This window comes from Synechocystis sp. CACIAM 05, from assembly GCF_010222815.1.
In the GTDB taxonomy this organism is placed as follows: Bacteria; Cyanobacteriota; Cyanobacteriia; order Cyanobacteriales; family Microcystaceae; genus Synechocystis.
On sequence record NZ_CP019225.1, the window covers coordinates 2,780,425 to 2,801,346 of the forward strand.

Genomic DNA, 20,922 nt, shown 5'->3' on the forward strand with positions numbered 1-20,922 from the left:
CTCAAGCTAGAGATAGCCTGGGGGATTTTCCTTGATAGTTTTGCGGTTTGATTGCAGTTTTTTATTAGTAATAATTGCCGACTTTGCGATGGTGTACGGCGGTTAACCCTTCTGCTTTAGCTACCCGACCATTGGTTACTTGGCTGTAAACAATCCAGTGATCACTACATTCCATCCGACTAGCTACTTCACACTCCAAATAGGCTAGCGCATCGGTCAAAATAGGCGATCCGTTGCTTGCAGTTTGGGTTTTGACACCGGCAAAACGATCAGCACCAGGGGGAAAACGTTTGAGGAAATGTTTCATTAAAATTTGGTAATTACCTTCTTCCAAAATATTCAACACAAAGCGATCGCCCACTTGCATGAGGGATTCAATGGCCCGGTCCTTGGCCACAGCAACGGTGAAACCAGGGGGAGTAAAGCTGGCTTGGGAAACCCAGGAAGCAAGCATGGCGCCTTTAACCTCTCCCTTTTGGGCAGTGATGATATACAGCCCCCCACTAATGCGACCGATCGCCTTTTCTAGATCGCTGTCCAGAGATTTGAGTTGTTTAATTTTGGCCGCCTGGATGAGATTTTGACCCAAGTCAGTGCCGGACTCATCACAAAGCTGATAGGTGCTTTCGCTGGGGGTGTCTTTGACCTTGATCACTTTGAAAGCCTCCCGCAAACCCAGGTCTAAAAATTTGGTGCGGAGGGGGTCAATGGGCTCGTCGTCCCCACCATAGGATTCGTATAAACCAAAGACCTGTTTCGGTTGCATGGCGGCCAACACTGCGCCGAAATTGGTGCTTAGATCAGCGTTAGCCTGTAAAGGCGGCATTCCCAGAACTACCCCGCTGGCATGGCCCACCAGTTCCTGGATTTCCTGGGGATCGGCGGAGCTTAGGTCCACCATGTCCACCCCCACGCCGGTTTTAGTAATTCCCTTGGCAATGGCCTGGGAAAGGCGATCGCCGTAGCCATAATCAGCCACATAGAAAACCACCACGGTTTTTTCTGCTTTACTTTGGGACTCGCTCCAATGGCGGTAACGATGTAATAATTCGCCAACGTTATGGCGCAATAGGGGGCCATGGCCATTGGCAACGGTGCTAATGGTGCCCAGATTATCCATGCGTTTCATAGCGGCGAGAACGGAACGGGCGTTGGGACCCATCAAGCAATCGTAGTAAAACTGGTAATCCGGCGCGATTTTGCCCAAATCGATGTCAAAAACTGCATCGGAGCAATAGTGCATCCCAAACACGTCGCAGGTGAAGAGAATTTCCGTGGCGGGGTCATAGGTGAGCATGGTGTCCGGCCAGTGGAGATTCGGAGCACTGACAAATTCCAAATCATGGCCCTGGCCCAAATCCAGGCGATCGCCACTTTTAACTTGAATACGCTCAAAGGGTTGATGGACAAAGTTATCAAGAAATTGCAATGCTACTTTGGTGGCCACCACCGTAATGCGGGGATTGAGTTGCAAAATATCTTTTACTAACCCACTGTGGTCTGGCTCAGTGTGGCTGACGATTAGGTAATCAATGCGCTGGGGATCGATTAATCCCTGTAATAAATCTAGGTATAACTGGCGGAATTTTTCGTGGGAGCTATCTACTAGGGCAACCTTATCCGCTTGGATTAGATAGGAGTTGTAAGTGGTGCCGTTTTGTAGGCCGAATTCAATATCAAACCGGTCTCGGTCCCAGTCCAAAGAACGGATAGCAGTAATATTTTTGGCGATCGCCTCGGTTTGGGTAGATAGGCGCTTTTGGGTGGGGAGGGGGGTAGTGACCATGCCGTACTCCTAGGACTGGTAATGGAAAACTCTCTGTCCAGTGTATCCCAGGGGCCAGAGCCGGGGAAAGTTAACAAACATTGATATTTTTAACTCTAACGATTACGACTTTCCCTAGAGACTTCAGAGACGATACATGATGCTTTCCCCATGGCTATCGGTGCCACAGGTGCGGAACAGATTATACAAATCCCCCAGGTAACAAACTTCTTCCATTTGGGGCACAGAACTCTGCCAAGGTTTGGGATTGCCATAGGCATAAAATGCCTCTACCCCATCAATGCCATGGCGGGCTGCCGCTGGGATCAACTGACTGGCCGGCTGACGGTACCGGGCTGGATGGGCTAACACCACTAAGCCACCGGCATCATGGAGAGCCTTAATGACTTTGGGCGCTTGGGCATAGTACTTATCCGGGCGATCGCCGGTTAGATAGGGGTCTAGGACCGGGTGGGTAGGGTCAAAGTCATAGCCCAGGATGTGCACTTCAGTGCCGTCTAAATTGGCGGTAATTTCAATGCCAGTCCAAAGTTGGGGCCGGAGACTAGGATAATGGCAATGTTCGGTGAGCCAGCGCTGGGCCCGGTAATAACCCGCCACACAATGGTGGTCTGTGATCGCCAAACCATGTAATTCTTGATGTATGGCCTGTTCGATTAAACCCTCCGGGGTCATCTGGCCGTCGGAACATCGGGTGTGGAGATGAAAATTATAAAACCGTGGACAACTGGTGGGGGTCAGGGACTGCCAAACAGTTGTAAGTTGGCGCTCCATCTGTTGAGACTGCGGAGAAATGAGGTCGTTAACCATGAATAAATGCCATCCTGACAACGGGTTGGTGCTGGATATAAATACATCCCACCCTTTTCCCACAATAACAAAACTTTACATAATTGGCTTTTTCCCTTCGTCCAGTCCTTGGGGGCAAAAGTTCCCCACCACCGACCATTAGTTTTCCCTTGTCAAGCCATCATCAATTTATCGGTAAGAATCAGCCTAAATAAAACCCGAAAAAAATCACAGCGCTCAGGCTGGGTTACATTAGGTGGAGATCGGAAATTATTTTCTTCCAAGACTCATGGGGCAATGGTTTAAGCGTAACATCGGTAGAGTGAACCCCGTGTACTTTTCTCTCTGCTCAGAACCTGCGTTTTAAGGTTGGGTTTCTATGGAGTCGGCCACCATGTCTTTTCCCATCAGCAAGACCTACTTTTTGGCAGGGTTGCACTGTCCAAAACGTCTATGGTTGTCTATCTGCCGTCCCGAAGATGCTTCCCCCATGTCCTTGGCCGCTGAACAAAGAATTAAACAAGGCAAGGCGATCGGAGTGGAGGCCCGGGAATCTTTTAAAAATGGCACATTGGTGGACGGAAATCTTAAACATTGCCTAGAGAAAAGTTGGGAATTGACGGTGGTAGGGGCAGGGCAAGGAGTGGAATGTTTATTTGAACCGGCTTTTTTGTACGACGATATTTTGGTGCGCTGTGATGTATTGCGTCGCTTACCTTCAGGAAATTGGGAAATTATTGAAGTAAAATCCGCCACTAAGTTAAAAGACGAACACATTGCCGACTTGGCCTTGCAACATTACGTGTTGGAGGGGTTGGGGTTAACGGTGGAAAAAACGAGCCTCATGGTGGTCAATCCCATGGCCAGGAATTGGAGTGTGGTGCAGGATAGATTTTGTTATCAGGATGTAACGGCGGCGGTGGTGCGTTGGCGTGGGCAGTTACCCCAAAAACTGGCAGAATTCCGCACATTGTTGACGGAACCGACCGCTCCCCAAGTGCCCATTGGCAGCCATTGCGATCGCCCTTACCGTTGTCCGTTTAAAGATCATTGCTGGCAGAATGTGCCGCCGATTTCCATTTTTGACATTCCTTTGTTGAAGCAGGATAAATTGCAAAATTTGATGGAGTCTAATATCTGGAATCTGGAGGATGTTCCGGCGGAGTTTCCCTTGACCCAAAAGCAAAGAGCATTCATTGACCGGATGACGGCAGCAAAACCCCAAATAGACCAGGATTTATTGAGGCAATTGTTGGGGCAGATTCAACCCAATCAGCCATTGTACTTTTTTGATGTGGAAACCCACAGTAGTGCCATTCCCCGTTTTGCCGGTCTGCACCCCTACGAACGCTGTATTTTTCAGTACAGTTGCCACCGCCTTAATCCCGACGGTTCCCTGGAACACTTTGAATATTTACACACGGAGGATTCCGATCCCCGACTCCCCCTACTTATTTCCCTAATACACCACATTGGCGATCGGGGATCAGTGGTGGTTTATAACCAGTCCTTTGAAAAGGGAGTATTACAACAGTTGGCAGCGGCCTATCCCAACTATGGAGCCAAAATTAATCAGATTATCGATCGCCTCTGGGATTTACAGGTAATCTTTAAAAAGGCGTATTTCCATCCTGGTTTCCGGGGTTCCTATTCCCTCAAAAAAGTTCTGCCGGTGATGGCCCCCCAATTTTGCCACGACGACTTGGTCATCAAGTCCGGCAATGAAGCCCCTCTAGTGTGGGAAGCACTGCTGGAATGTTCCGCGCCGGATAAAAGGGCAGAAATGGCCCAACAACTACGGGAGTATTGTGGTTTAGATACCCTGGGTATGGTGAAAATTTATGAGGTTTTACAACAGGAATTAAAAGATTGACCAGGACTAGCAAGGATCAAATTGCCATGGATAATCTAGTCGCTCTCCCCATCTTCTTTACCTTGACTTTGGTGATGGTCATCAAACAGGATCAGGGTTTCCGCTGCCTGACGGGGAGAATCAGTGTCTTTTCTCAATGAGGCTGGGATTATGGGGGGGAGATTTTCTCCTTTTTCGTTTGACAAAAGTTCATAGGTTTCTTTTGCCTGGGCTTCCACCAACTCAGGCGATCGCCATCGGGGAGTTTTCAATGGGGAAGCTGGAGGAATTGGCAATTGGGGAACAGGCAAAACCAGGGCCGCCGAAGGAGTATCTTCCTGAGCTTCACGAACAATATTTTTAACAAAAAAGTTAATTGTTTCTTCCTTTAACCATCCCTTGAGCACCGCCACCGAACCGAAGCGGACCCCCAACCGTCGTTGTTCCCGCAAAATACGTTCGATCTGGTCTTCATCCAAAAGATGGGCCATCTTCAGATAGTAGCCAATGGGACCTTGCACAGGCTGACCAACCATTGCAGGCCAAAGATCAACAAAAAAGTCCGCCGTTTCCTGGGAAATCCAGCCATGGTGAGAAAGAATCTCCCCCAACAACATCTGGAATTGCTTTTGTTCGTACAAAGCCACCTCCAATTGCCCAGGGGTAATTAGTTTTGCTTCCTGAAGAATAATACCGATGGGCTTTTGGCTGCTGACCATGGTGAACGGGGGAGGAAAAGGGTCCAGAATCGGACAGAATAGACTCTGAATGAAGGGAAAAAGACGTAATTAGGCGTAATTGAACCCTAGTAATCTAACCACCACTAATTTTAGCCTTGTAGCCCTGCTTTAACAAATAAGCAAGAATTTTCTCCCGTTGATCCCCCTGGATTTCCAAGCAGTCTTCTTTCAAGGTGCCCCCACTGCCACAAAAACTTTTCAGGGCCTTGAGTAGAGCTTGCTGTCCCATGGCCGATAATTGCAAACCACTCACTACTGTCACCGTTTTTCCTTTGCGACCAGAACGAGTTGCTTGGATGCGGACATTTTGCTGTTGGGGAGGGAGATCAATTTGCTCCTCCGATATGGGGTCTGCCACCCGACCAAATTCTTGATAAACAATGCGAGCTGGAGGTTTGGAATTGGCCATAGGACTGGAAAAAAATATTGGGCAACGCTAACAAGCAGGGAGTAATTGGGGAATTAGCGTCTGATCGCCAGGGTAAAATAGTACACATTACGCCTACTAATGAGATTACCAGATTCAACGCTGTTAGTGGGAGAGCTTATTTGTAAAGTTTTGATCTATGGCATGTTGGTAGAATCTTGAGGGCACTTTAGTTTTATTGAGATTTTAAATAGACATCAGGCTTTTCCCGCTTGAGCAAAAACAAACTGAGGGTTAACCAGATAAAGCCCACTCCGTAACCGGCCAAAATATCTGTTGCCCAATGAACCCGACAATACATACTGGCAATGCCAATAAAGCCGACCCAAAGGGTGGCACCAAGATAAATTTGCCAACGATATTGGGGAAAATGGGCCGCCAACAAAAAGGCTAAGTAGAAGTAAAACACCACTCCGCCCGCCGCATGGCCACTGGGAAAACTACGCCCATCCACATCCACTAAACGGGGTAAAGGGCGAGTACGGTTAAAAAAGGGCTTCAACACTTGGTCAATTACCAAAAGAATGCCCAGGGTGGCAAAAACCAGATATTTAATCTCCGACCAATAGCGTTTCCAAGCTAAAAAACCTAGGGTGATGGCAATCATCGTGGCGGTCAATTCCACCCCCGTACCTTTATAGACTTTGATCCAAAAAGGGGCCATGGCCTCGGGAATTACCTTATGGAGGAAATCTAAAAAGGCAATGTCAAAGGCGATTTCCTTTAAATCGCTCACTTCCCTAAAATTGTGGCCTAGGGCGATTAATAATCCAACGATCGCCAAGCAGCAGAAAAAGGGAACCCGACCGACAATGGTTAACCAGGGAGGTAAAGAAGTATGGGCCGAAGACTTCATTGGCAAGGTGTAAGAATTGACAATTTTTAAGCATAGGGCCATTTGTCGACCGACGGAGATCAACGGCGACGGTGTATGGGCTGGAATAATGACGATAGTTCAATCACCTTAGTTTGTAGGCTCGAACAGGGGTCCGCTCCCCGCTTTAGTTGATATTCCAATTCCAACAACAGGGGTAAGGTTTTGAGCAATTGCCCGCCGGTAATGCCCCGCAATTCCTTCTTTAAAAAATACAAACGTTTGGGATTACTGAGATCGGCCTGGGCGGCGATCGCCTTGTCATCTTTTTCCCCTGCCTCCAAAGCAAGCTTGATCAATGTCCAAGTACGGAACTGGCCGGTGAGGGTAGCCAATATTTTTAAAGCCGGTTCGTTGTGGGTCAGCAATAAGTCTGCTACCAATTGCAATGCCTGGGGGGTTTCTCCATCCCGGATCGCCTGGGCTAATTGCAAACTATTTTGGGTGCTGGTATTGACCAACTGTTCTACCTGGACCACCGTTAAGGGGCCCGTTTGACTCTCGCTATAGAGTTTGAGCTTGCCCAGCTCATTCCAAATTAGCCTCGTGTCATTACCCAACGCTTCTGCCAAAAAACCTTCCGTTTCCGTTGCTAAGGGAAGTTGCAGATCCTGGGCGATCGCCTGAATTTGATGGATGAGAGCGTCCACATTCCAGGGTGAAATGAGGGCAAATTCCCGGATAGTGGCATTACCTTCCAAATATTTGGTCGATTTCAGTCGGCGATCGAGCTTTTTACTAGATGTGAACAGTAAATGACAATTGGGGGGAATGGCGGGCAAACTTTTTTGCAACCTAGCCAGCAAACCATCGTCGCAACTTTGTCCTAGGGTGGAGTCCACCACCCACACCAGGCGATCGCCACTACCAAAAGGAGGTGTCAGGGCTTGCTCCAGACTCCGTTGGGTAGCATCAGCTTGTTCCCCCGGAATTTTTTCAAAATTAAAGGCCTCCCACTGGGGATCTAAACAACGTTTCTGCAGTTGTTTGACTGCTTGGTGGAGGGTAAATTGGTCTTCGCCCCAATAGAAATAGACGGGCATAGCAACACCGGGGGATTTTCATGTAGCTTCCCTCAAGCTCAGGCGAGGGGGCGTTTCACACAAACTTTTAACGACTAACGACCTTTGAGGGCTTTTTGAAAGTTTTTGCGATAGGAGGGATTGACCAGGAGCAGTCCAGGCCATAGCAATGCCAGGGAGATGCGGGTTGCTAAGCTACGGTTAAAATTGGTGTGGCGATAGCCAGAAAGAAAACGCCAGACTCCACCGACGTAAATCACCAAAAGAACAAACGAAACTAAATATCCCATAGTGCTTGAGACGCTGAGAGTGGAAACTGTGCTCAAAGGCAGTTACTGGGTTCATTTTAGCAAATTACCCACCAGGACACAGCATCCGACAAGGTGATCGCCTTTTTAAATAGTTCAAAAGTTTTGTTGATTATCAATTTTGGCTGTGGATACTTTGGCACAATTTTTGTCGGAACTATTTATGAAAAGTTACCTATCTATGTCTAATAAGGTAATAAAAAAACAAACATTGATTATTTATTGGTTAACACTTAGTCAAGTTTTTTGGGGAATAACTATGGTGTTGGCCCAATCAATGGTGTTGGCCCAATCAATTCCCCCGCGCTTCCAGGGCACATGGGTAGAAAATTTAAAAAACTGTGCTTTACCCATGGACGACACTAGATTAGTTCTATCAGATGGTTGGGTAGATTTCCATGAGTCGAGGGGAAAAATAACTGCCGTAACAGTGGATGATGAGCTAAATCTTCGTGTGACTGCTGAATTAGCGGGAGAAGGAGAAACTTGGAAAGATACCTTTCATTTTCGCCTTTCCGAGAATCATCAAAAGTTAACTAGCATTCACGAAGATGGCATCAGTTTTACTCGTCACCGATGCCCATGAATCATTAGGATTAACACAATAAACACCTTTAATGTTTAATGTGATTGGACTTTAAGACTAAGGTGCCAACCAAGAGAAGGGTACAAAGGGAATATTTCTGGCCACCCAATAAGCTAAAATCGCCTGTAATATAAACCAGATTACCTTGGGGGGAACAAACCAAACTAATAAAGTCCGCCCATTAATAGTTTTTAAGCCATAGGCAACGTAGGAATAAATCATAAATGGGAGGGAAATCATCATCAAAGGATTTAGCCCAAAAGCTCCCACTAAGTTGCCATGTAATAATTGATGCAATGCCCGTAAAGTGCCGCAACCGGGGCAGTACAGCCCAGTTAAACTGCGAAAGGGGCTGGGGGGAAATAATTTCGATGAAGCAGGATCAAACAGGAACAGAAGGGTGCCAGCAACGACAATGGTTAGGGTTACCAAAGTGAATACTAAATATTCCTTGGCCTTAGCGGACAGTAATGGAGATGGGGAATAATTTTTCAAGCTAAACATGGTATTCGTTAATGAATGGTGAACAAGGCAAAGTCAAAAAAGTAACTTTAATTACTGACCAAAGACGGCGGCAATAACCACTAGCACAAAATAGATAGCAATGAAAATTATGCCGGCACCAAAGGACCACCAACAAAACTTTTTCGCTTCCTTGGAAGCCTTTACAGCGCCTTCATAGTCCCCTGAAGCCAAACGAGAATTAACTTCCGATGCTTTGATAATGGCCACAATACCCAGGGGTAAGCAACAAAATAGAGTTACCAGGATCGATTGCGCCAAGTAATTTGGTACATACTGATTTGTCATAAAACAAACTCATTTCTGAGTAGACTGGAATATACCAGCCAGGATAGACAAAAATCAGCTTAATGGTTCATTTTGTTGCGTTTTCTTCATAATTTACTGAGGTTCCTAGGCCATCTTTATTTTTACCAATTTTTGTAGGGATGATTAGCCAAATTGATATTGTAATAGCGGGTATCATTGGTTACTTCTTCGCCAATCCAGGGAGGTAAATTGATCTGTTCATCAGTGTGGGTTAATTCCACTTCCGCCAAAATTAGCCCCTGGTTATCCCCCAAAAACTCGTCTACTTCTCAGGTTTTACCATGGTAATCGAGGCAATAACGATATTTTTCAATCAGGGGTGGTGAACAGAGTTCTATCAAAATTTAATTGGCTTCCACTGCAAGAATTTCATACTCAAATCCAAGCGGGCCATGCCGGCATTTTTACCCTTAATGGTGAGATAGGCCCGATCGCCAATGGTACGGACTCGCACCGTGGTTAAATCCTTGGTCACAATGTAACCTTGACGGTACAAATAACCCTGGACTAAATCCCGCCAGCGGTCATCTTTAACCAGGAATTTACGTTCAATCTCGATGGCCACAACCTCCGCCCCCCGATGTTGCAAGTTTTATTTGATGATTACCGGTAAGCTCAACAATCCGATAAGTTTCCATTGTCCTATACATTTCTGGGCAAACGAGTGGGCTTTCATCTGCATTCTTCCATGGCCCACAAAATTTTGAAGGCCACCACTGACAGGATTGGTGTTGGGGGGCATCAACCCATTCTTTTCGCCGGACTACGTTGACCATAATGTGTCCGAAGGGAATGAATCTCCGGGTTATTCAAAAAATTAGTGGTCACAAGAATTTGAATGTGTTGTCCTACTATCTGGCAGCTTCTGAACAGGAGAAGGAGCAAGCTTTATCAATGATCTTGTTTTAAAATTGATTGATATGATGATGGCTTCGTAAGTACTAATATCGAACAAATCAACCTATTTCTTTCCATGATAACTTCTCCTACAAATTTAAATTCTTTACCTATTCCCCCCGGTGACTTTGGTTTACCGTGGTTAGGAGAAACCCTCAATTTTCTTAATGATGGGGACTTCGGTAAAAAGCGGCAGCAGCAATTTGGCCCAATTTTTAAAACCCGTTTATTTGGCAAAAATGTCATTTTTGCTTCTGGGGCATTAGCGAATAGATTTTTATTCACCAAGGAGCAGGAAACTTTTCAGGCAACTTGGTCCCTCAGCACCAGAATTTTGTTAGGACCTAATGCGTTAGCGACTCAAATGGGAGAAATACATCGCTCGCGCCGTAAAATTCTATACCAAGCTTTTTTACCCAGGGCATTGGACAGTTATCTCCCAAAAATGGATGGCATTATTCAGGGATATTTGGAGCAATGGGGTAAAGCCAATGAAGTGATTTGGTATCCCCAATTACGACGAATGACTTTTGATGTGGCGGCAACGTTGTTTATGGGGGAAAAAGTAAGTCAAAATCCTCAATTATTTCCCTGGTTTGAAACTTATATTCAAGGGCTATTTAGTCTACCAATTCCTTTACCTAATACCCTATTTGGTAAATCCCAACGAGCAAGGGCTTTGTTATTGGCTGAGCTTGAACAAATTATTAAAACTCGGCAACAGCAACCCCCCAGTGAAGAAGATGCATTGGGCATATTATTGGCCGCCCGAGATGATAATAAGCAACCGTTATCTTTGCCGGAGCTGAAGGATCAAATTTTATTGCTATTGTTTGCCGGACATGAAACTTTAACTTCCGCATTATCTTCTTTTTGTCTATTGTTGGGACAACATTCCGACATTAGAGAAAGGGTCAGACAGGAACAGAACAAATTGCAGTTAAGGCAAGAGCTGACGGCAGAAACTCTTAAAAAAATGCCCTATCTAGACCAAGTGTTACAAGAAGTATTGCGGTTAATTCCTCCTGTGGGCGGTGGTTTTCGAGAATTAATCAAAGATTGTCAATTTCAGGGTTTTCATTTTCCCAAGGGCTGGTTAGTTTCTTATCAAATTAGCCAAACCCACGCCGATCCTGATTTATATCCTGACCCAGAAAAGTTTGATCCAGAACGGTTTACTCCTGATGGTAGTGCAACTCATAATCCCCCCTTTGCCCATGTTCCCTTTGGCGGTGGCTTACGGGAATGTTTAGGTAAGGAATTTGCTCGGCTGGAAATGAAATTATTTGCCACTCGATTAATCCAACAATTTGATTGGACATTGTTACCGGGGCAAAATTTAGAGTTGGTTGTTACCCCTAGTCCCCGGCCCAAAGATAATTTGCGAGTAAAGCTACATTCACTCATGTAATTATTTGGTAGTGAAATTATTATTGGCGATCGCCAATCCCAGTGGCTAGGGACCTCAGTTTTGGTAGATACTATTGCCGTGGGACAATTTGCCCATTGTTTTTCCTTGGTAAGGATATTGACTTAAATGCTTCCTAAAATTTCTTTGGCCGCAGTGGGGTTAACGGTGGGGGGAATCCTCACCATTACAGGCTTTGTGGCCTACGCCCTCGACTATGCCACCCTCAATCTGGCTGGCTTTTTCTATGGCATTCCCTTAGTGTTAGGGGGCTTGGCCCTTAAGGCGGCGGAGTTGAAACCTATTCCATTTAGTCAACCGACCTCAGAAAAAATTATCGCCCTGCGAAACCAACTGGCCACCCCCACCCAAAATCAAATTCGCAAAGATGTGACCCGTTACCGTTACGGCCAGGAAGCTCATCTGGACGAATCCCTGGAGCGCCTAGGTTTGAGTCCCACCGATGAAGAAAGACCAGTACTCACTAGTCTTTTGGAACAGGATTGGGATGGAAAATACGTGCTTACCCTAACCTTTACCTCCCCCTTCATCAGCCTGGAAACTTGGCAGGAAAAGCAGGAAAAAATTGCCAAATTCTTCGGCCCAGACCTGGAAGTTACCGTCGCTGAGCCGGAAGAAAAAGTGGTGACAGTGAATCTAATTTCCCAATTAGCCCTCCCGTAATTTGTCCAACACGCTCCGGTCCTCCAGGGTAGAGGTATCCCCGGAAATTTCCTGCCCCGATGCCAAACTCCGTAAAAGACGGCGCATAATTTTGCCGGAACGGGTTTTGGGTAACACATCAGTGAAACGGATTTCCGCTGGCCTGGCGATCGCCCCAATTTCTTCAGTGACGTGCTTGACCAAATCTTTTTTCAACTCTTCACTGGGTTCAGCGTTACCCTCCAGAGAAACAAAGGCGAAAATGGCTTCCCCAGTCAATTCATCGGGGCGACCCACCACCGCTGCTTCCGCTACGAGGGGATGGGAAACCAAGGCGGATTCAATTTCCATGGTGCCTAAACGGTGGCCAGAAACGTTAATCACATCGTCCACCCGCCCCATCACCCAAAAATAACCGTCCTCATCCCGGCGGGCCCCATCCCCAGCAAAGTAGAGATATTGTCCCTCCTTGGGTTGAATATGTTCCCAATAGGTATGGCGGAAGCGATCGGTGTCGCCGTACACATCCCGAATCATGCTGGGCCAAGGTTGTTTAATGACCAAAAAGCCCCCTTGGTCTGACTCGACGGGGTTCCCATCTAAATCAACAATTTCCGCCACAATGCCGGGAAAAGGTTTGGTACAAGAACCGGGTTTGGTAGGGATAGCTCCAGGTAGGGGAGTGAGCATAATGCCGCCGGTTTCCGTTTGCCACCAGGTATCGACAATGGGGCATTTACCGCCGCCAATGACCCGGTGGTACCACATCCAAGCTTCGGGGTTAATGGGTTCCCCCACAGTGCCCAGTAAACGGAGAGAGGATAAATCCCTGGCGTTGGGTACGGCTTCCCCCATGCGAATAAAGGCTCGGATGGCGGTGGGGGCGGTGTAGAAAATATTCACCCCATATTTTTCAATTACGTCCCAAAAACAACCAGGATTGGAGGGACGGGGTACCCCTTCATACATTACTGTAGTAGCTCCGTTGGACAGGGGGCCGTAAACAATATAGCTATGGCCCGTAATCCAACCCACATCAGCGGTACACCAATAAACGTCCGTATCTTTGAGGTCAAAGATCCATTTGGTGGTCATGTGGGTGTAAAGGTTGTAACCCCCGGTGGTGTGGACCACGCCTTTGGGTTTGCCAGTACTGCCAGAGGTGTAGAGAATAAACAGCATATCTTCACTGTCCATGGGTTCCGCTGGGCAATGGGCCGATTGTTGGGGCTGGAGTTCATGCCACCAGTGGTCCCGTCCCGCCGTCATGGTCACATCGGCTTTAGTTCTTTGCACCACGATGACGTTTTCCACGCTGGGGGCACCGTGTTCCAGGGCCTTATCCACTTCCTGCTTCAGGGCGATCGCCTTATCTTTACGAAAACCACCGTCGGCAGTTATGACCAATTTGGCTTCAGCATCCACTAATCGATCCCGCAGGGCTTCCGCACTAAACCCACCAAACACAACACTATGGGGCGCACCGATACGGGCACAGGCCAACATGGCGATCGCCGCTTCGGGAATCATGGGAAGATAAATTGCCACCCGATCGCCTTTTTGCACGCCGAAACTTTTCAGGGCATTGGCAAACTGACACACTTCCCGATGGAGTTCCCCATAGGTAATCACTCTGGAATCCCCCGGTTCCCCCTCCCAAATAATGGCCGCCTTATTGCGCCGCCAGGTGGTTAAGTGCCGATCCAAACAGTTATGGGAAATATTTAACTGACCCCCCACAAACCATTTCGCAAAGGGAGGTTGCCAATCCAAAACCTGGTCCCATTTTTTAAACCAATGTAATTCCTGCTCCGCTAGCTCGCCCCAAAACTTCTCCGGATTGCTGGCCGCCCGGCTGTACAGTTGCTCATACTCCCGCCCACTACGCACGTAAGCCCGCTCACTAAATTCTGTAGGGGGATCAAACAGTCGCTCTTCCTGCAGGATGGATTCAATGGTATCTGACATGGTTCTCCGTCAAAGTCTTTAATGGCTTGGGCCCAACGTTGATGATTGTCGCAAAAATTTTTCCCCTTTCTCCAGATTTGTAACCTTTTGTATTTCTTTGCCTCTGCTGTTTACCCTGGGGACGATCTAGGATAGAAGAAGGAAACTAGTATTGGTCCGGGTTAATTGGACAGTGGGGAAAAGATTAAGAAAACATCGGACCCTTTACACGCAGCCCATAGCCCATTCACTCGGAGGATAAATCTATGAAACGGAACTATCTACTGACGGCGATCGCCACCCTTGGGGTTTTGGCCAGTCTAGCCCCCAGCGCCAACGCCCAATTTCGCAACTACAATCGCTACAACAACTACAATAACCCTGGCGATCGTATTGGCACTCCTGGTTTTAGCCAACCGATCTTTATGCCTAATCGCAGCAATACCTATCCTAATCGTTATTACAGAGGCCACAACCGTAATTACCGGGGCAAGGACGAATTGACCATCATCAATGGCGGTAGTAATTGCATCAACTGTAGGGTGGACGGTTGGGGGCGTCGGGATAGGGATAATAATTGGCACCATCAACGTTATCGCCAGGAGTATTTTTATTACTAATATTGCCCTAGTTAATAGCAACAAAAATCCCCGCTGAACTTAATAAAGTCAACAGGGAAACGGTTGCTTATGGGGAAACCTTAGTGATGATCAGAAAATGTCTGAATCATGTTCAAATCATTTCCTAGGCTTTGTTGGCCATCGCAGTTTCCGGAGGAAGTTTAATATCCTTGGCTAACCCCAGCAAAGATAGGAATTTGATGGTCATCCAAGTTAAATCCACTTCCCACCATTGCAAACCATGGCGAGCAGAGTACTGATAGGCGTGGTGATTATTGTGCCAACCTTCACCGAAAGTTAACAATGCTACCCACCAACAATTGCGGGAATAATCATTGGATTCATGACTAACGTAGCCGAACTTATGGGTGGCACTGTTGACAAACCAAGTGAAGTGGAAAACAAACACTAGGCGGACAAAAATGCCCCAAATGACGAAGGGCCAGCCCCCTAAGGCAAATAAAATCAAGCCTAGGGCGACCTGGATAAGAATTAGATTATTCTGGCAAAATTGATAAAATTTATCGTCTTGGATATCCTTGGTGTAGCGGGGAATATCAGCTTTAGCAGGAATTTCAAACATCATCCAGCCGATGTGACTCCACCAAAAACCCTTATTAGAATCGTGGGGATCCGGGGTGGTGTCAGAAAATTTGTGGTGCATACGGTGTAAGCCGACCCACTCAAATACGCCCCCCTGACAGGCTAGGGTGCCACAGATTACGAAAATATATTCTAACCATTTAGGGACATTGAAACTGCGGTGGGAAATACAACGGTGAAAACCTAAAGTAATGCCAATGCCGCCGGTAATTACATAGAGCAAGAAAGCCACCCCCACTGCTTTCCAACTGAAAAACTGGGGAAGGAAAGCCAACAGGGCCACCAAATGAATGGAGGTAAAAAAGAAGATCACAGTCCAAGCTGGAGTCAACTTGGGCTTGGAATCGTTGGGAAGAGCAGCAGTCATGAAAAAAAACCTAACGAAAAAACGGAATAATTGGCGCTTGTTAAAAACGATTAAACTATTGTCAAAAAGTTTGCTTAAATATAGGTATTCAATGTTTAATGGGTTTAACATCGCCGGGATTTACCAACCATCCAAGAAAATCGAATCGGTGATGATCTCGAAGATTGAAAGATAGTTTAAGGGGAATTCCCAAATAACATCAAAAGTTAAATAATGTCTTAATGAAATATTCCAGCTTCCTTAAACAAGCAGAAGAAAACCTAGTCCCAATCTTTTCGGAAATCGACGCAAAGGTCAAGGAAAATCTGTACAAAGTCATAGAGGCCTTTCGGCACCATCGGGTAGGAGTACAGCACTTCGCCGGGGTGAGTGGTTATGGCCATGATGACCTAGGCAGAGATACTCTGGACGGGGTTTTTGCTCAGGTGATGGGGGCAGAGTCGGCCGCTGTACGGGTACAGTTTGTGTCCGGAACCCATGCGATCGCCTGTGCGTTGTACGGCATTTTGCGACCGGGGGATGAACTACTGTCGGCGGTGGGCTCTCCCTACGACACCCTCGAAGAAGTGATTGGTCTTAGGGGAAGTTGTCAAGGCTCCCTCGCTGACTTTAACATTTCTTATCGTCAATTGCCCCTCACGGCGGCCGGCACAGTGGATTGGCAAGGGCTAGAAACGGCAGTGCGTCCGGAAACTCGCTTAGTTTTAATTCAACGTTCCTGTGGTTACAGTTGGCGCCCCAGTTTGGCGATCGCCGACATTGCCAGAATTATCGAAATTGTTAAAGCTCAAAATCCCCGCACACTGTGTTTTGTGGACAACTGCTACGGGGAATTCATTGAGACAGTTGAACCAACGGCGATCGGAGCGGATCTGATGGCCGGGTCTTTAATCAAAAATCCTGGGGGCACCATTGTTACGGCAGGGGGTTACCTAGCCGGGAAAGAAGAATGGGTGGAAGCGGGGGCTTATAGATTGACTTCCCCAGGCATTGGCCGGGAAGGGGGAGCCACCTTTGACCAAAATCGTCTGTTATTCCAAGGCCTCTTCCTTGCCCCCCAAATGGTGGGGGAAGCGATGAAATGTAACCATCTGCTGGCCCATGTGTTTGACCAATTGGGTTACCCGGTTAATCCTGCGCCCCTAGCTCCCCGTCGGGATGTGATCCAAGCCATTCAGTTGGGCAGTCCAGAAAAATTATTGGCTTTTTGCCGGGCTCTACAAGGAGCTTCCCCCATTAGTTCCTATCTTCAACCCGTACCCGCCGCTATGCCCGGTTACGCCAGTGAAGTGGTGATGGCTGGGGGCACATTTATTGACGGCAGTACTTCCGAGTTGTCCGCCGACGGACCATTGCGGGAACCCTACACCGTTTTTTGCCAAGGAGGCACCCACTGGACCCATATGGCGATCGCCTTGGAGGAAATTTTGGCCGCCTTTGAGGAGTTGGAGGACGAGAAAAAAGCCTAGATCGTCAACATATCAGCCGTTTAGGGAAGTGGTCTGTGGCAGGGCTAGGAAGACCATCGCCGGTCATAGAATCAGGGTAGCTGGTCAAAACAGCCACAGTATTTGGAGGCGTGATTGACACGATTAGTTATGAAAAATTCCTATTCCGCTCTCTGGGGTCGCTCCGCTAAAGTTGCCCTAGTGGCCCTAATTCTTGGTGGCTTGGGTTTAGCGATACCTAGCTATGCCCAGGAGACCCAAACTTACTACTGCTCCCCAACCGAAACATTGACAATTAAAATGGTGGAAGGATCTGCCATTCAGGTTACCCTGCCGGATGGTCGCACAGTGGTTTTACCCCAAGCGGAATCGGCCTCTGGGAATAAATACAGCAATGGTTCCATCACCGTTTGGTCCAAGGGCAACACTGCCTTGGTGGAAGAGGGCGGCAACGTTAAATGGCAGGATTGCGTCAAAATTTGATCATGTTTATCCCTTCAGAGGACATTAACGCCATGGTTACTACTTCCACCGATCAAAACCGGCGATCGCCTACTTTTTTGTTGGTAACTTTACTGAGTTTGTTAACTGCGGCGTTGGTGTTCTTTCCCGTGCTGGCCCAGGCAGGAGAAGAGGAAAATCCCAATAATCCCATGGGCTACGAAGACGCGGACCGGAAGGATTACGAAAATATGAATCAGGAAAATTATCAGAATTTAACTGACGAAAAATCCGTCGATGATAATAGCTTAGATTACGAACAGGACGATCAGTATGAGAATGACAACCAGTATGAATATGAAAATCAAGATGATGTAAAGTACCGCAATATGAACTAATTAGATCTATTCAAAGGCATTGGCGATCGCCTGTTGACCCTGGGGGCTAGTGGCAAAACCCAAAAATGCTTCCACCTGGGGTAAGGGAGGCGTTTTGTAAAAATAAAATAATTGTCGTCGCAGGGGGTAATTTTCCTGGTTGGGGCTAAGGCTGTCAATGGGCACAATCTTGGCGGTTTGCTGGCCCTCCACCTGTCCATAGGTGGCGTAGCTGATGCCGTTGGCTCCTAAAGCGCGAATGATCGGGGTGGTGGCATCCCTGGGCATAGTTTGGAAATTTGCGCCCTGGCCAAACGCTTGTCCTTGCAACACTTGGGCGGCAAAGGTTTGTTGGGTGCCACTTTCAGAAGGTCGATTGATTACTTGAATGGTGTTGTTTGGCCCCCCAACCTCAGACCAATTACTAATTTTTCCCGTAAAAATATCCCGTAACTGAGCCGAAGTTAACCCTCCAGCAAAGGGATTTTGCCTGCCCACCATAACGGCGATCGTGTCACTGGCCACCGGCACCGCCGCAAGGCCTTGGGCCTGTTCCTGGGAAGTGAGAGGACGGGAACTAGCAGATAGATCAACTTTGCCCAAAATTAGGTTCACAACGCCCTTATCGGTGCCCTGGGCATCGTTTTGCACCACTGTGCCGGGGAAGGTTTGCTGAAATTCAGCCTTTAGGACCTCATTGATGTTGACCATACTAGTAGATCCATCAATGGTAACTTTTGTCCCCGCTGGAACTTGGGTTGGCGCCACAAACGCATCGGAAGCTTGCAATTCTGGGGGAGGAGGTAACTGCCCTGGTTCGTTAACCATCTCTCCTGGGTTTTCACCACCCGTTTGGAAGCGTTGCCATAGCCACCAGCCGCCCCCCGCCACCACCACTCCGGTAATGGCTAAAGCTCCGATTAAAATAACTGCTTCATTTTTTTGCCCCATGGGTCATTGCTCCCAACTCTGTGCCATCGAAGTGGACAAATCATAGCCCATTTAGCTTCAATTAACCTTTACTTAACCTTGGGGTAATTTTGCCTAGCTCTCCTAATAAACTTTAAAATCAAAATACATTTCTCCTGTCGGGTTAATCATCATGGTGCCAACCCTCGATCGCCAACAATTAGTTTCCCTCAATCTTCCCGACCAGATCCTACTCCAGGTTACCCCAGAGCAATTTGCCCAGTTGGCGATCGCCAATCGGGATCTAAGACTAGAACGTACAGCCACAGGAGCTTTGATTGTGAATCCCCCCACTGGTAGCGAATCCGGTAATCGGAATGCCAGAATTATCACTCAACTTGGGGTATGGAGTGAAGCAAATGAAAACTTGGGTGAAATTTTTGATTCTTCTGCCGGCTTCAAACTTCCCAATGGGGCCAACCGATCACCGGATGCGTCCTGGGTTGCCAGGCAACGTTGGGATGCCCTAACCCCAGCAGAAAAAAAAGCTTTTGCCCCCCTTTGCCCCGATTTCGTAGTGGAATTACGTTCTGCTACCGATGCCATCAAAGATTTGCGGGAAAAGATGGAAGAATATATGGAGAACGGAGCAAAATTAGGTTGGTTGATCGATCCCCAAAATAGACGGGTAGAAATTTATCGCCCCAGGCAAGCTGTCGAAGTTTTACAAAATCCAGACACATTATCGGGGGAAGAGGTTTTGCCGGGATTCACCCTCTTTCTGAAGAGAATTTTTCCGGTTTAATCACCATATTTTTCTTTCTTTCCTAATTTATATACTGAAATTTATCAACTACTGAAATAATTTTTGTGTAGTGATTACTTCAATGATTCTTAAAGTTTTGTCACCAATCCTGAAGGCCCTTACGCACAATTTGTATAATAGCTTTTTTTTAAAGTCTTCCCTCACTTTGATGTCAACTACTTGGCAAAAATCAAAATAGAGCTATCTCCACCTGCCCTTGTATGATGGTGAAACAGGATAATTTTGAGATTCTAACAAGGTAAGCTGATGAAAATTTTGGTCACCGGCGGCACGGGCTTTTTAGGCACAACCCTCTGCAATCAACTAGAGGCCCAGGGTCATGAGCTAACCAAAATCAATTCCCGTAACTGTGACCTGACCCAACCGGATTCCCTACATCAGTTTACCAAGGGCAGTTTCGACCAAATTTATCACCTGGCTGCTTGGACCCAAGCGGGGGATTTTTGTTTGTCCCATCCGGGGGAACAGTGGCTGATCAACCAAAAATTAAACACTAACGTTCTAGATTGGTGGCATGGCCAACAACCCCAGGCGAAGTTGATTTTTATGGGCACTAGTTGCGCCTACGACCCTAATTTGCCCTTGGAGGAGGAATATTACCTCACCGGCTTACCCATTGATAGTTTGTTCACCTACGCCATGACCAAAAGGATGCTCTATGCGGGGGCGTTGGCATTACAAAAACAGTATGGGCTCAAATATCTCTGCCTAGTACCTTCTACCCTATACGGCCCCGGATACCATACCGACGGACGGCAGATGCATTTTATTTTTGACCTAATTCGCAAAATTATTCGGGGTAAGCTCTACGGCGAAACGGTTACCCTCTGGGGGGACGGTTATCAACAACGGGAATTGGTCTTTGTAGAGGATTTTGCCCGCATTGCCCTGGAACTGGCGGCCACGGTGGATAACGATTTAGTCAATATTGGCGCGGGGGAAGAATTTACCATTCGTCGCTTTGCGGAATTAATTTGCCAGGAAGTGGACTACGACTTTGATTTGATTGAATTCGATACCAGCCGTTACGTGGGGGCCAAATCAAAATGCTTGGGGGTGAAAAAACTCCATGGCCTAATGCCGGATTTACAACTGACCAGTTTGGATCAGGGTTTGGCCAAAACCATTAAGTGGTTCTGGAGCGAACAGGAAAAGTTGGTGCCTGCTTCTGTATCCTGAAAGGGTAACTAGATTCCCCTCT

25 protein-coding genes are annotated in these 20,922 nt (G+C 47.2%); 11 read left to right on the plus strand and 14 right to left on the minus strand.

Features of this window, described 5'->3' with window-relative positions:
* Window positions 1-64: 64 nt before the first annotated feature.
* Window positions 65-1,786, minus strand: coding sequence for a diflavin flavoprotein (locus BWK47_RS13170; RefSeq protein ID WP_162328989.1), 1,722 nt, complete (start codon window positions 1,784-1,786; stop codon window positions 65-67).
* Between the two features lie 123 nt (window positions 1,787-1,909).
* Window positions 1,910-2,659 (minus strand): PHP domain-containing protein, encoded by a 750-nt coding sequence (locus BWK47_RS13175; RefSeq protein ID WP_162328990.1) that lies wholly within the window; start codon window positions 2,657-2,659, stop codon window positions 1,910-1,912.
* 295 nt (window positions 2,660-2,954) lie between these two features.
* On the opposite strand from BWK47_RS13175, the gene BWK47_RS13180 reads away from it, so the two are divergent.
* A complete protein-coding gene (locus BWK47_RS13180; protein WP_162328991.1) occupies window positions 2,955-4,448 on the plus strand; it encodes a DUF2779 domain-containing protein in 1,494 nt (497 codons plus the stop codon).
* 35 nt (window positions 4,449-4,483) lie between these two features.
* On the opposite strand, the gene BWK47_RS13185 is transcribed toward BWK47_RS13180, so the two are convergent.
* The 5 genes from BWK47_RS13185 to BWK47_RS13205 all read right to left on the minus strand — a co-directional run bounded on the left by BWK47_RS13185 (window position 4,484) and on the right by BWK47_RS13205 (window position 7,780).
* Window positions 4,484-5,146 carry a hypothetical protein gene (locus BWK47_RS13185; protein ID WP_162328992.1) on the minus strand — a complete coding sequence of 221 codons (663 nt, stop codon included), beginning with the start codon at window positions 5,144-5,146 and terminating at the stop codon, window positions 4,484-4,486.
* Window positions 5,147-5,240: 94 nt separating this feature from the next.
* On the minus strand, window positions 5,241-5,576 hold the full coding sequence (locus tag BWK47_RS13190) for a translation initiation factor (RefSeq protein WP_162328993.1): 336 nt from the start codon (window positions 5,574-5,576) through the stop codon (window positions 5,241-5,243).
* Window positions 5,577-5,769: 193 nt separating this feature from the next.
* Window positions 5,770-6,450 (minus strand): phosphatase PAP2 family protein, encoded by a 681-nt coding sequence (locus BWK47_RS13195; protein ID WP_237269642.1) that lies wholly within the window; start codon window positions 6,448-6,450, stop codon window positions 5,770-5,772.
* 59 nt (window positions 6,451-6,509) lie between these two features.
* Entirely contained in the window at window positions 6,510-7,511 is a 1,002-nt protein-coding gene (holA, locus tag BWK47_RS13200) for a DNA polymerase III subunit delta (protein ID WP_162328995.1), read from the minus strand.
* 74 nt (window positions 7,512-7,585) lie between these two features.
* A complete protein-coding gene (locus BWK47_RS13205; protein ID WP_162328996.1) occupies window positions 7,586-7,780 on the minus strand; it encodes a hypothetical protein in 195 nt (64 codons plus the stop codon).
* Window positions 7,781-8,057: 277 nt separating this feature from the next.
* On the opposite strand from BWK47_RS13205, the gene BWK47_RS13210 reads away from it, so the two are divergent.
* Window positions 8,058-8,384 (plus strand): hypothetical protein, encoded by a 327-nt coding sequence (locus BWK47_RS13210; RefSeq protein ID WP_237269643.1) that lies wholly within the window; start codon window positions 8,058-8,060, stop codon window positions 8,382-8,384.
* A 57-nt stretch (window positions 8,385-8,441) separates the two neighbouring features.
* On the opposite strand, the gene BWK47_RS13215 is transcribed toward BWK47_RS13210, so the two are convergent.
* The 4 genes from BWK47_RS13215 to BWK47_RS17175 all read right to left on the minus strand — a co-directional run bounded on the left by BWK47_RS13215 (window position 8,442) and on the right by BWK47_RS17175 (window position 9,780).
* Window positions 8,442-8,888 carry a DUF2752 domain-containing protein gene (locus BWK47_RS13215; protein WP_162328997.1) on the minus strand — a complete coding sequence of 149 codons (447 nt, stop codon included), beginning with the start codon at window positions 8,886-8,888 and terminating at the stop codon, window positions 8,442-8,444.
* 51 nt (window positions 8,889-8,939) lie between these two features.
* Window positions 8,940-9,167: a CD225/dispanin family protein gene (locus BWK47_RS13220; protein WP_230401099.1), complete on the minus strand. Its 228-nt coding sequence runs from the start codon at window positions 9,165-9,167 to the stop codon at window positions 8,940-8,942.
* Between the two features lie 149 nt (window positions 9,168-9,316).
* Window positions 9,317-9,469: a hypothetical protein gene (locus BWK47_RS17170; RefSeq protein WP_237269644.1), complete on the minus strand. Its 153-nt coding sequence runs from the start codon at window positions 9,467-9,469 to the stop codon at window positions 9,317-9,319.
* Between the two features lie 83 nt (window positions 9,470-9,552).
* Window positions 9,553-9,780: a CYTH domain-containing protein gene (locus tag BWK47_RS17175; protein WP_237269645.1), complete on the minus strand. Its 228-nt coding sequence runs from the start codon at window positions 9,778-9,780 to the stop codon at window positions 9,553-9,555.
* Window positions 9,781-10,007: 227 nt separating this feature from the next.
* On the opposite strand from BWK47_RS17175, the gene BWK47_RS17180 reads away from it, so the two are divergent.
* The 3 genes from BWK47_RS17180 (at window position 10,008) to BWK47_RS13240 (ending at window position 12,204) form a co-directional block, all read left to right on the plus strand.
* Window positions 10,008-10,124, plus strand: coding sequence for a site-specific integrase (locus tag BWK47_RS17180; protein WP_237270008.1), 117 nt, complete (start codon window positions 10,008-10,010; stop codon window positions 10,122-10,124).
* Window positions 10,125-10,188: 64 nt separating this feature from the next.
* Complete coding sequence (locus BWK47_RS13235; protein WP_162328998.1) at window positions 10,189-11,523, plus strand: cytochrome P450; 1,335 nt, start codon at window positions 10,189-10,191, stop codon at window positions 11,521-11,523.
* Between the two features lie 126 nt (window positions 11,524-11,649).
* Complete coding sequence (locus tag BWK47_RS13240) at window positions 11,650-12,204, plus strand: DUF2854 domain-containing protein (RefSeq protein WP_162328999.1); 555 nt, start codon at window positions 11,650-11,652, stop codon at window positions 12,202-12,204.
* Here BWK47_RS13240 and acs read toward each other — a convergent pair.
* Window positions 12,190-14,151: an acetate--CoA ligase gene (gene acs / locus BWK47_RS13245; protein ID WP_162329000.1), complete on the minus strand. Its 1,962-nt coding sequence runs from the start codon at window positions 14,149-14,151 to the stop codon at window positions 12,190-12,192. The genes BWK47_RS13240 and acs overlap by 15 nt on opposite strands.
* Window positions 14,152-14,396: 245 nt before the next feature.
* Here acs and BWK47_RS13250 point away from each other — a divergent pair, with 245 nt between their 5' ends.
* Complete coding sequence (locus BWK47_RS13250; protein ID WP_162329001.1) at window positions 14,397-14,750, plus strand: hypothetical protein; 354 nt, start codon at window positions 14,397-14,399, stop codon at window positions 14,748-14,750.
* Between the two features lie 124 nt (window positions 14,751-14,874).
* Here BWK47_RS13250 and BWK47_RS13255 read toward each other — a convergent pair whose 3' ends face one another.
* The gene (locus BWK47_RS13255; RefSeq protein ID WP_162329002.1) at window positions 14,875-15,831 is read right to left on the minus strand and encodes an acyl-CoA desaturase; all 957 of its coding nucleotides are present in this window, start codon (window positions 15,829-15,831) and stop codon (window positions 14,875-14,877) included.
* A gap of 110 nt (window positions 15,832-15,941) precedes the next feature.
* On the opposite strand from BWK47_RS13255, the gene BWK47_RS13260 reads away from it, so the two are divergent.
* From BWK47_RS13260 to BWK47_RS13270, 3 genes are all read left to right on the plus strand, one after another.
* The gene (locus tag BWK47_RS13260) at window positions 15,942-17,189 is read left to right on the plus strand and encodes a methionine gamma-lyase family protein (RefSeq protein ID WP_162329003.1); all 1,248 of its coding nucleotides are present in this window, start codon (window positions 15,942-15,944) and stop codon (window positions 17,187-17,189) included.
* Between the two features lie 129 nt (window positions 17,190-17,318).
* A complete protein-coding gene (locus tag BWK47_RS13265; RefSeq protein WP_162329004.1) occupies window positions 17,319-17,651 on the plus strand; it encodes an MliC family protein in 333 nt (110 codons plus the stop codon).
* A gap of 32 nt (window positions 17,652-17,683) precedes the next feature.
* Complete coding sequence (locus BWK47_RS13270; protein WP_237269646.1) at window positions 17,684-18,007, plus strand: hypothetical protein; 324 nt, start codon at window positions 17,684-17,686, stop codon at window positions 18,005-18,007.
* A gap of 6 nt (window positions 18,008-18,013) precedes the next feature.
* On the opposite strand, the gene BWK47_RS13275 is transcribed toward BWK47_RS13270, so the two are convergent.
* Complete coding sequence (locus BWK47_RS13275) at window positions 18,014-18,937, minus strand: PstS family phosphate ABC transporter substrate-binding protein (protein ID WP_162329006.1); 924 nt, start codon at window positions 18,935-18,937, stop codon at window positions 18,014-18,016.
* A gap of 151 nt (window positions 18,938-19,088) precedes the next feature.
* Here BWK47_RS13275 and BWK47_RS13280 point away from each other — a divergent pair, with 151 nt between their 5' ends.
* Window positions 19,089-19,700 (plus strand): Uma2 family endonuclease, encoded by a 612-nt coding sequence (locus tag BWK47_RS13280; RefSeq protein ID WP_162329007.1) that lies wholly within the window; start codon window positions 19,089-19,091, stop codon window positions 19,698-19,700.
* A gap of 267 nt (window positions 19,701-19,967) precedes the next feature.
* The gene (locus BWK47_RS13285) at window positions 19,968-20,900 is read left to right on the plus strand and encodes an NAD-dependent epimerase/dehydratase family protein (RefSeq protein ID WP_162329008.1); all 933 of its coding nucleotides are present in this window, start codon (window positions 19,968-19,970) and stop codon (window positions 20,898-20,900) included.
* Window positions 20,901-20,922: the final 22 nt, after the last annotated feature.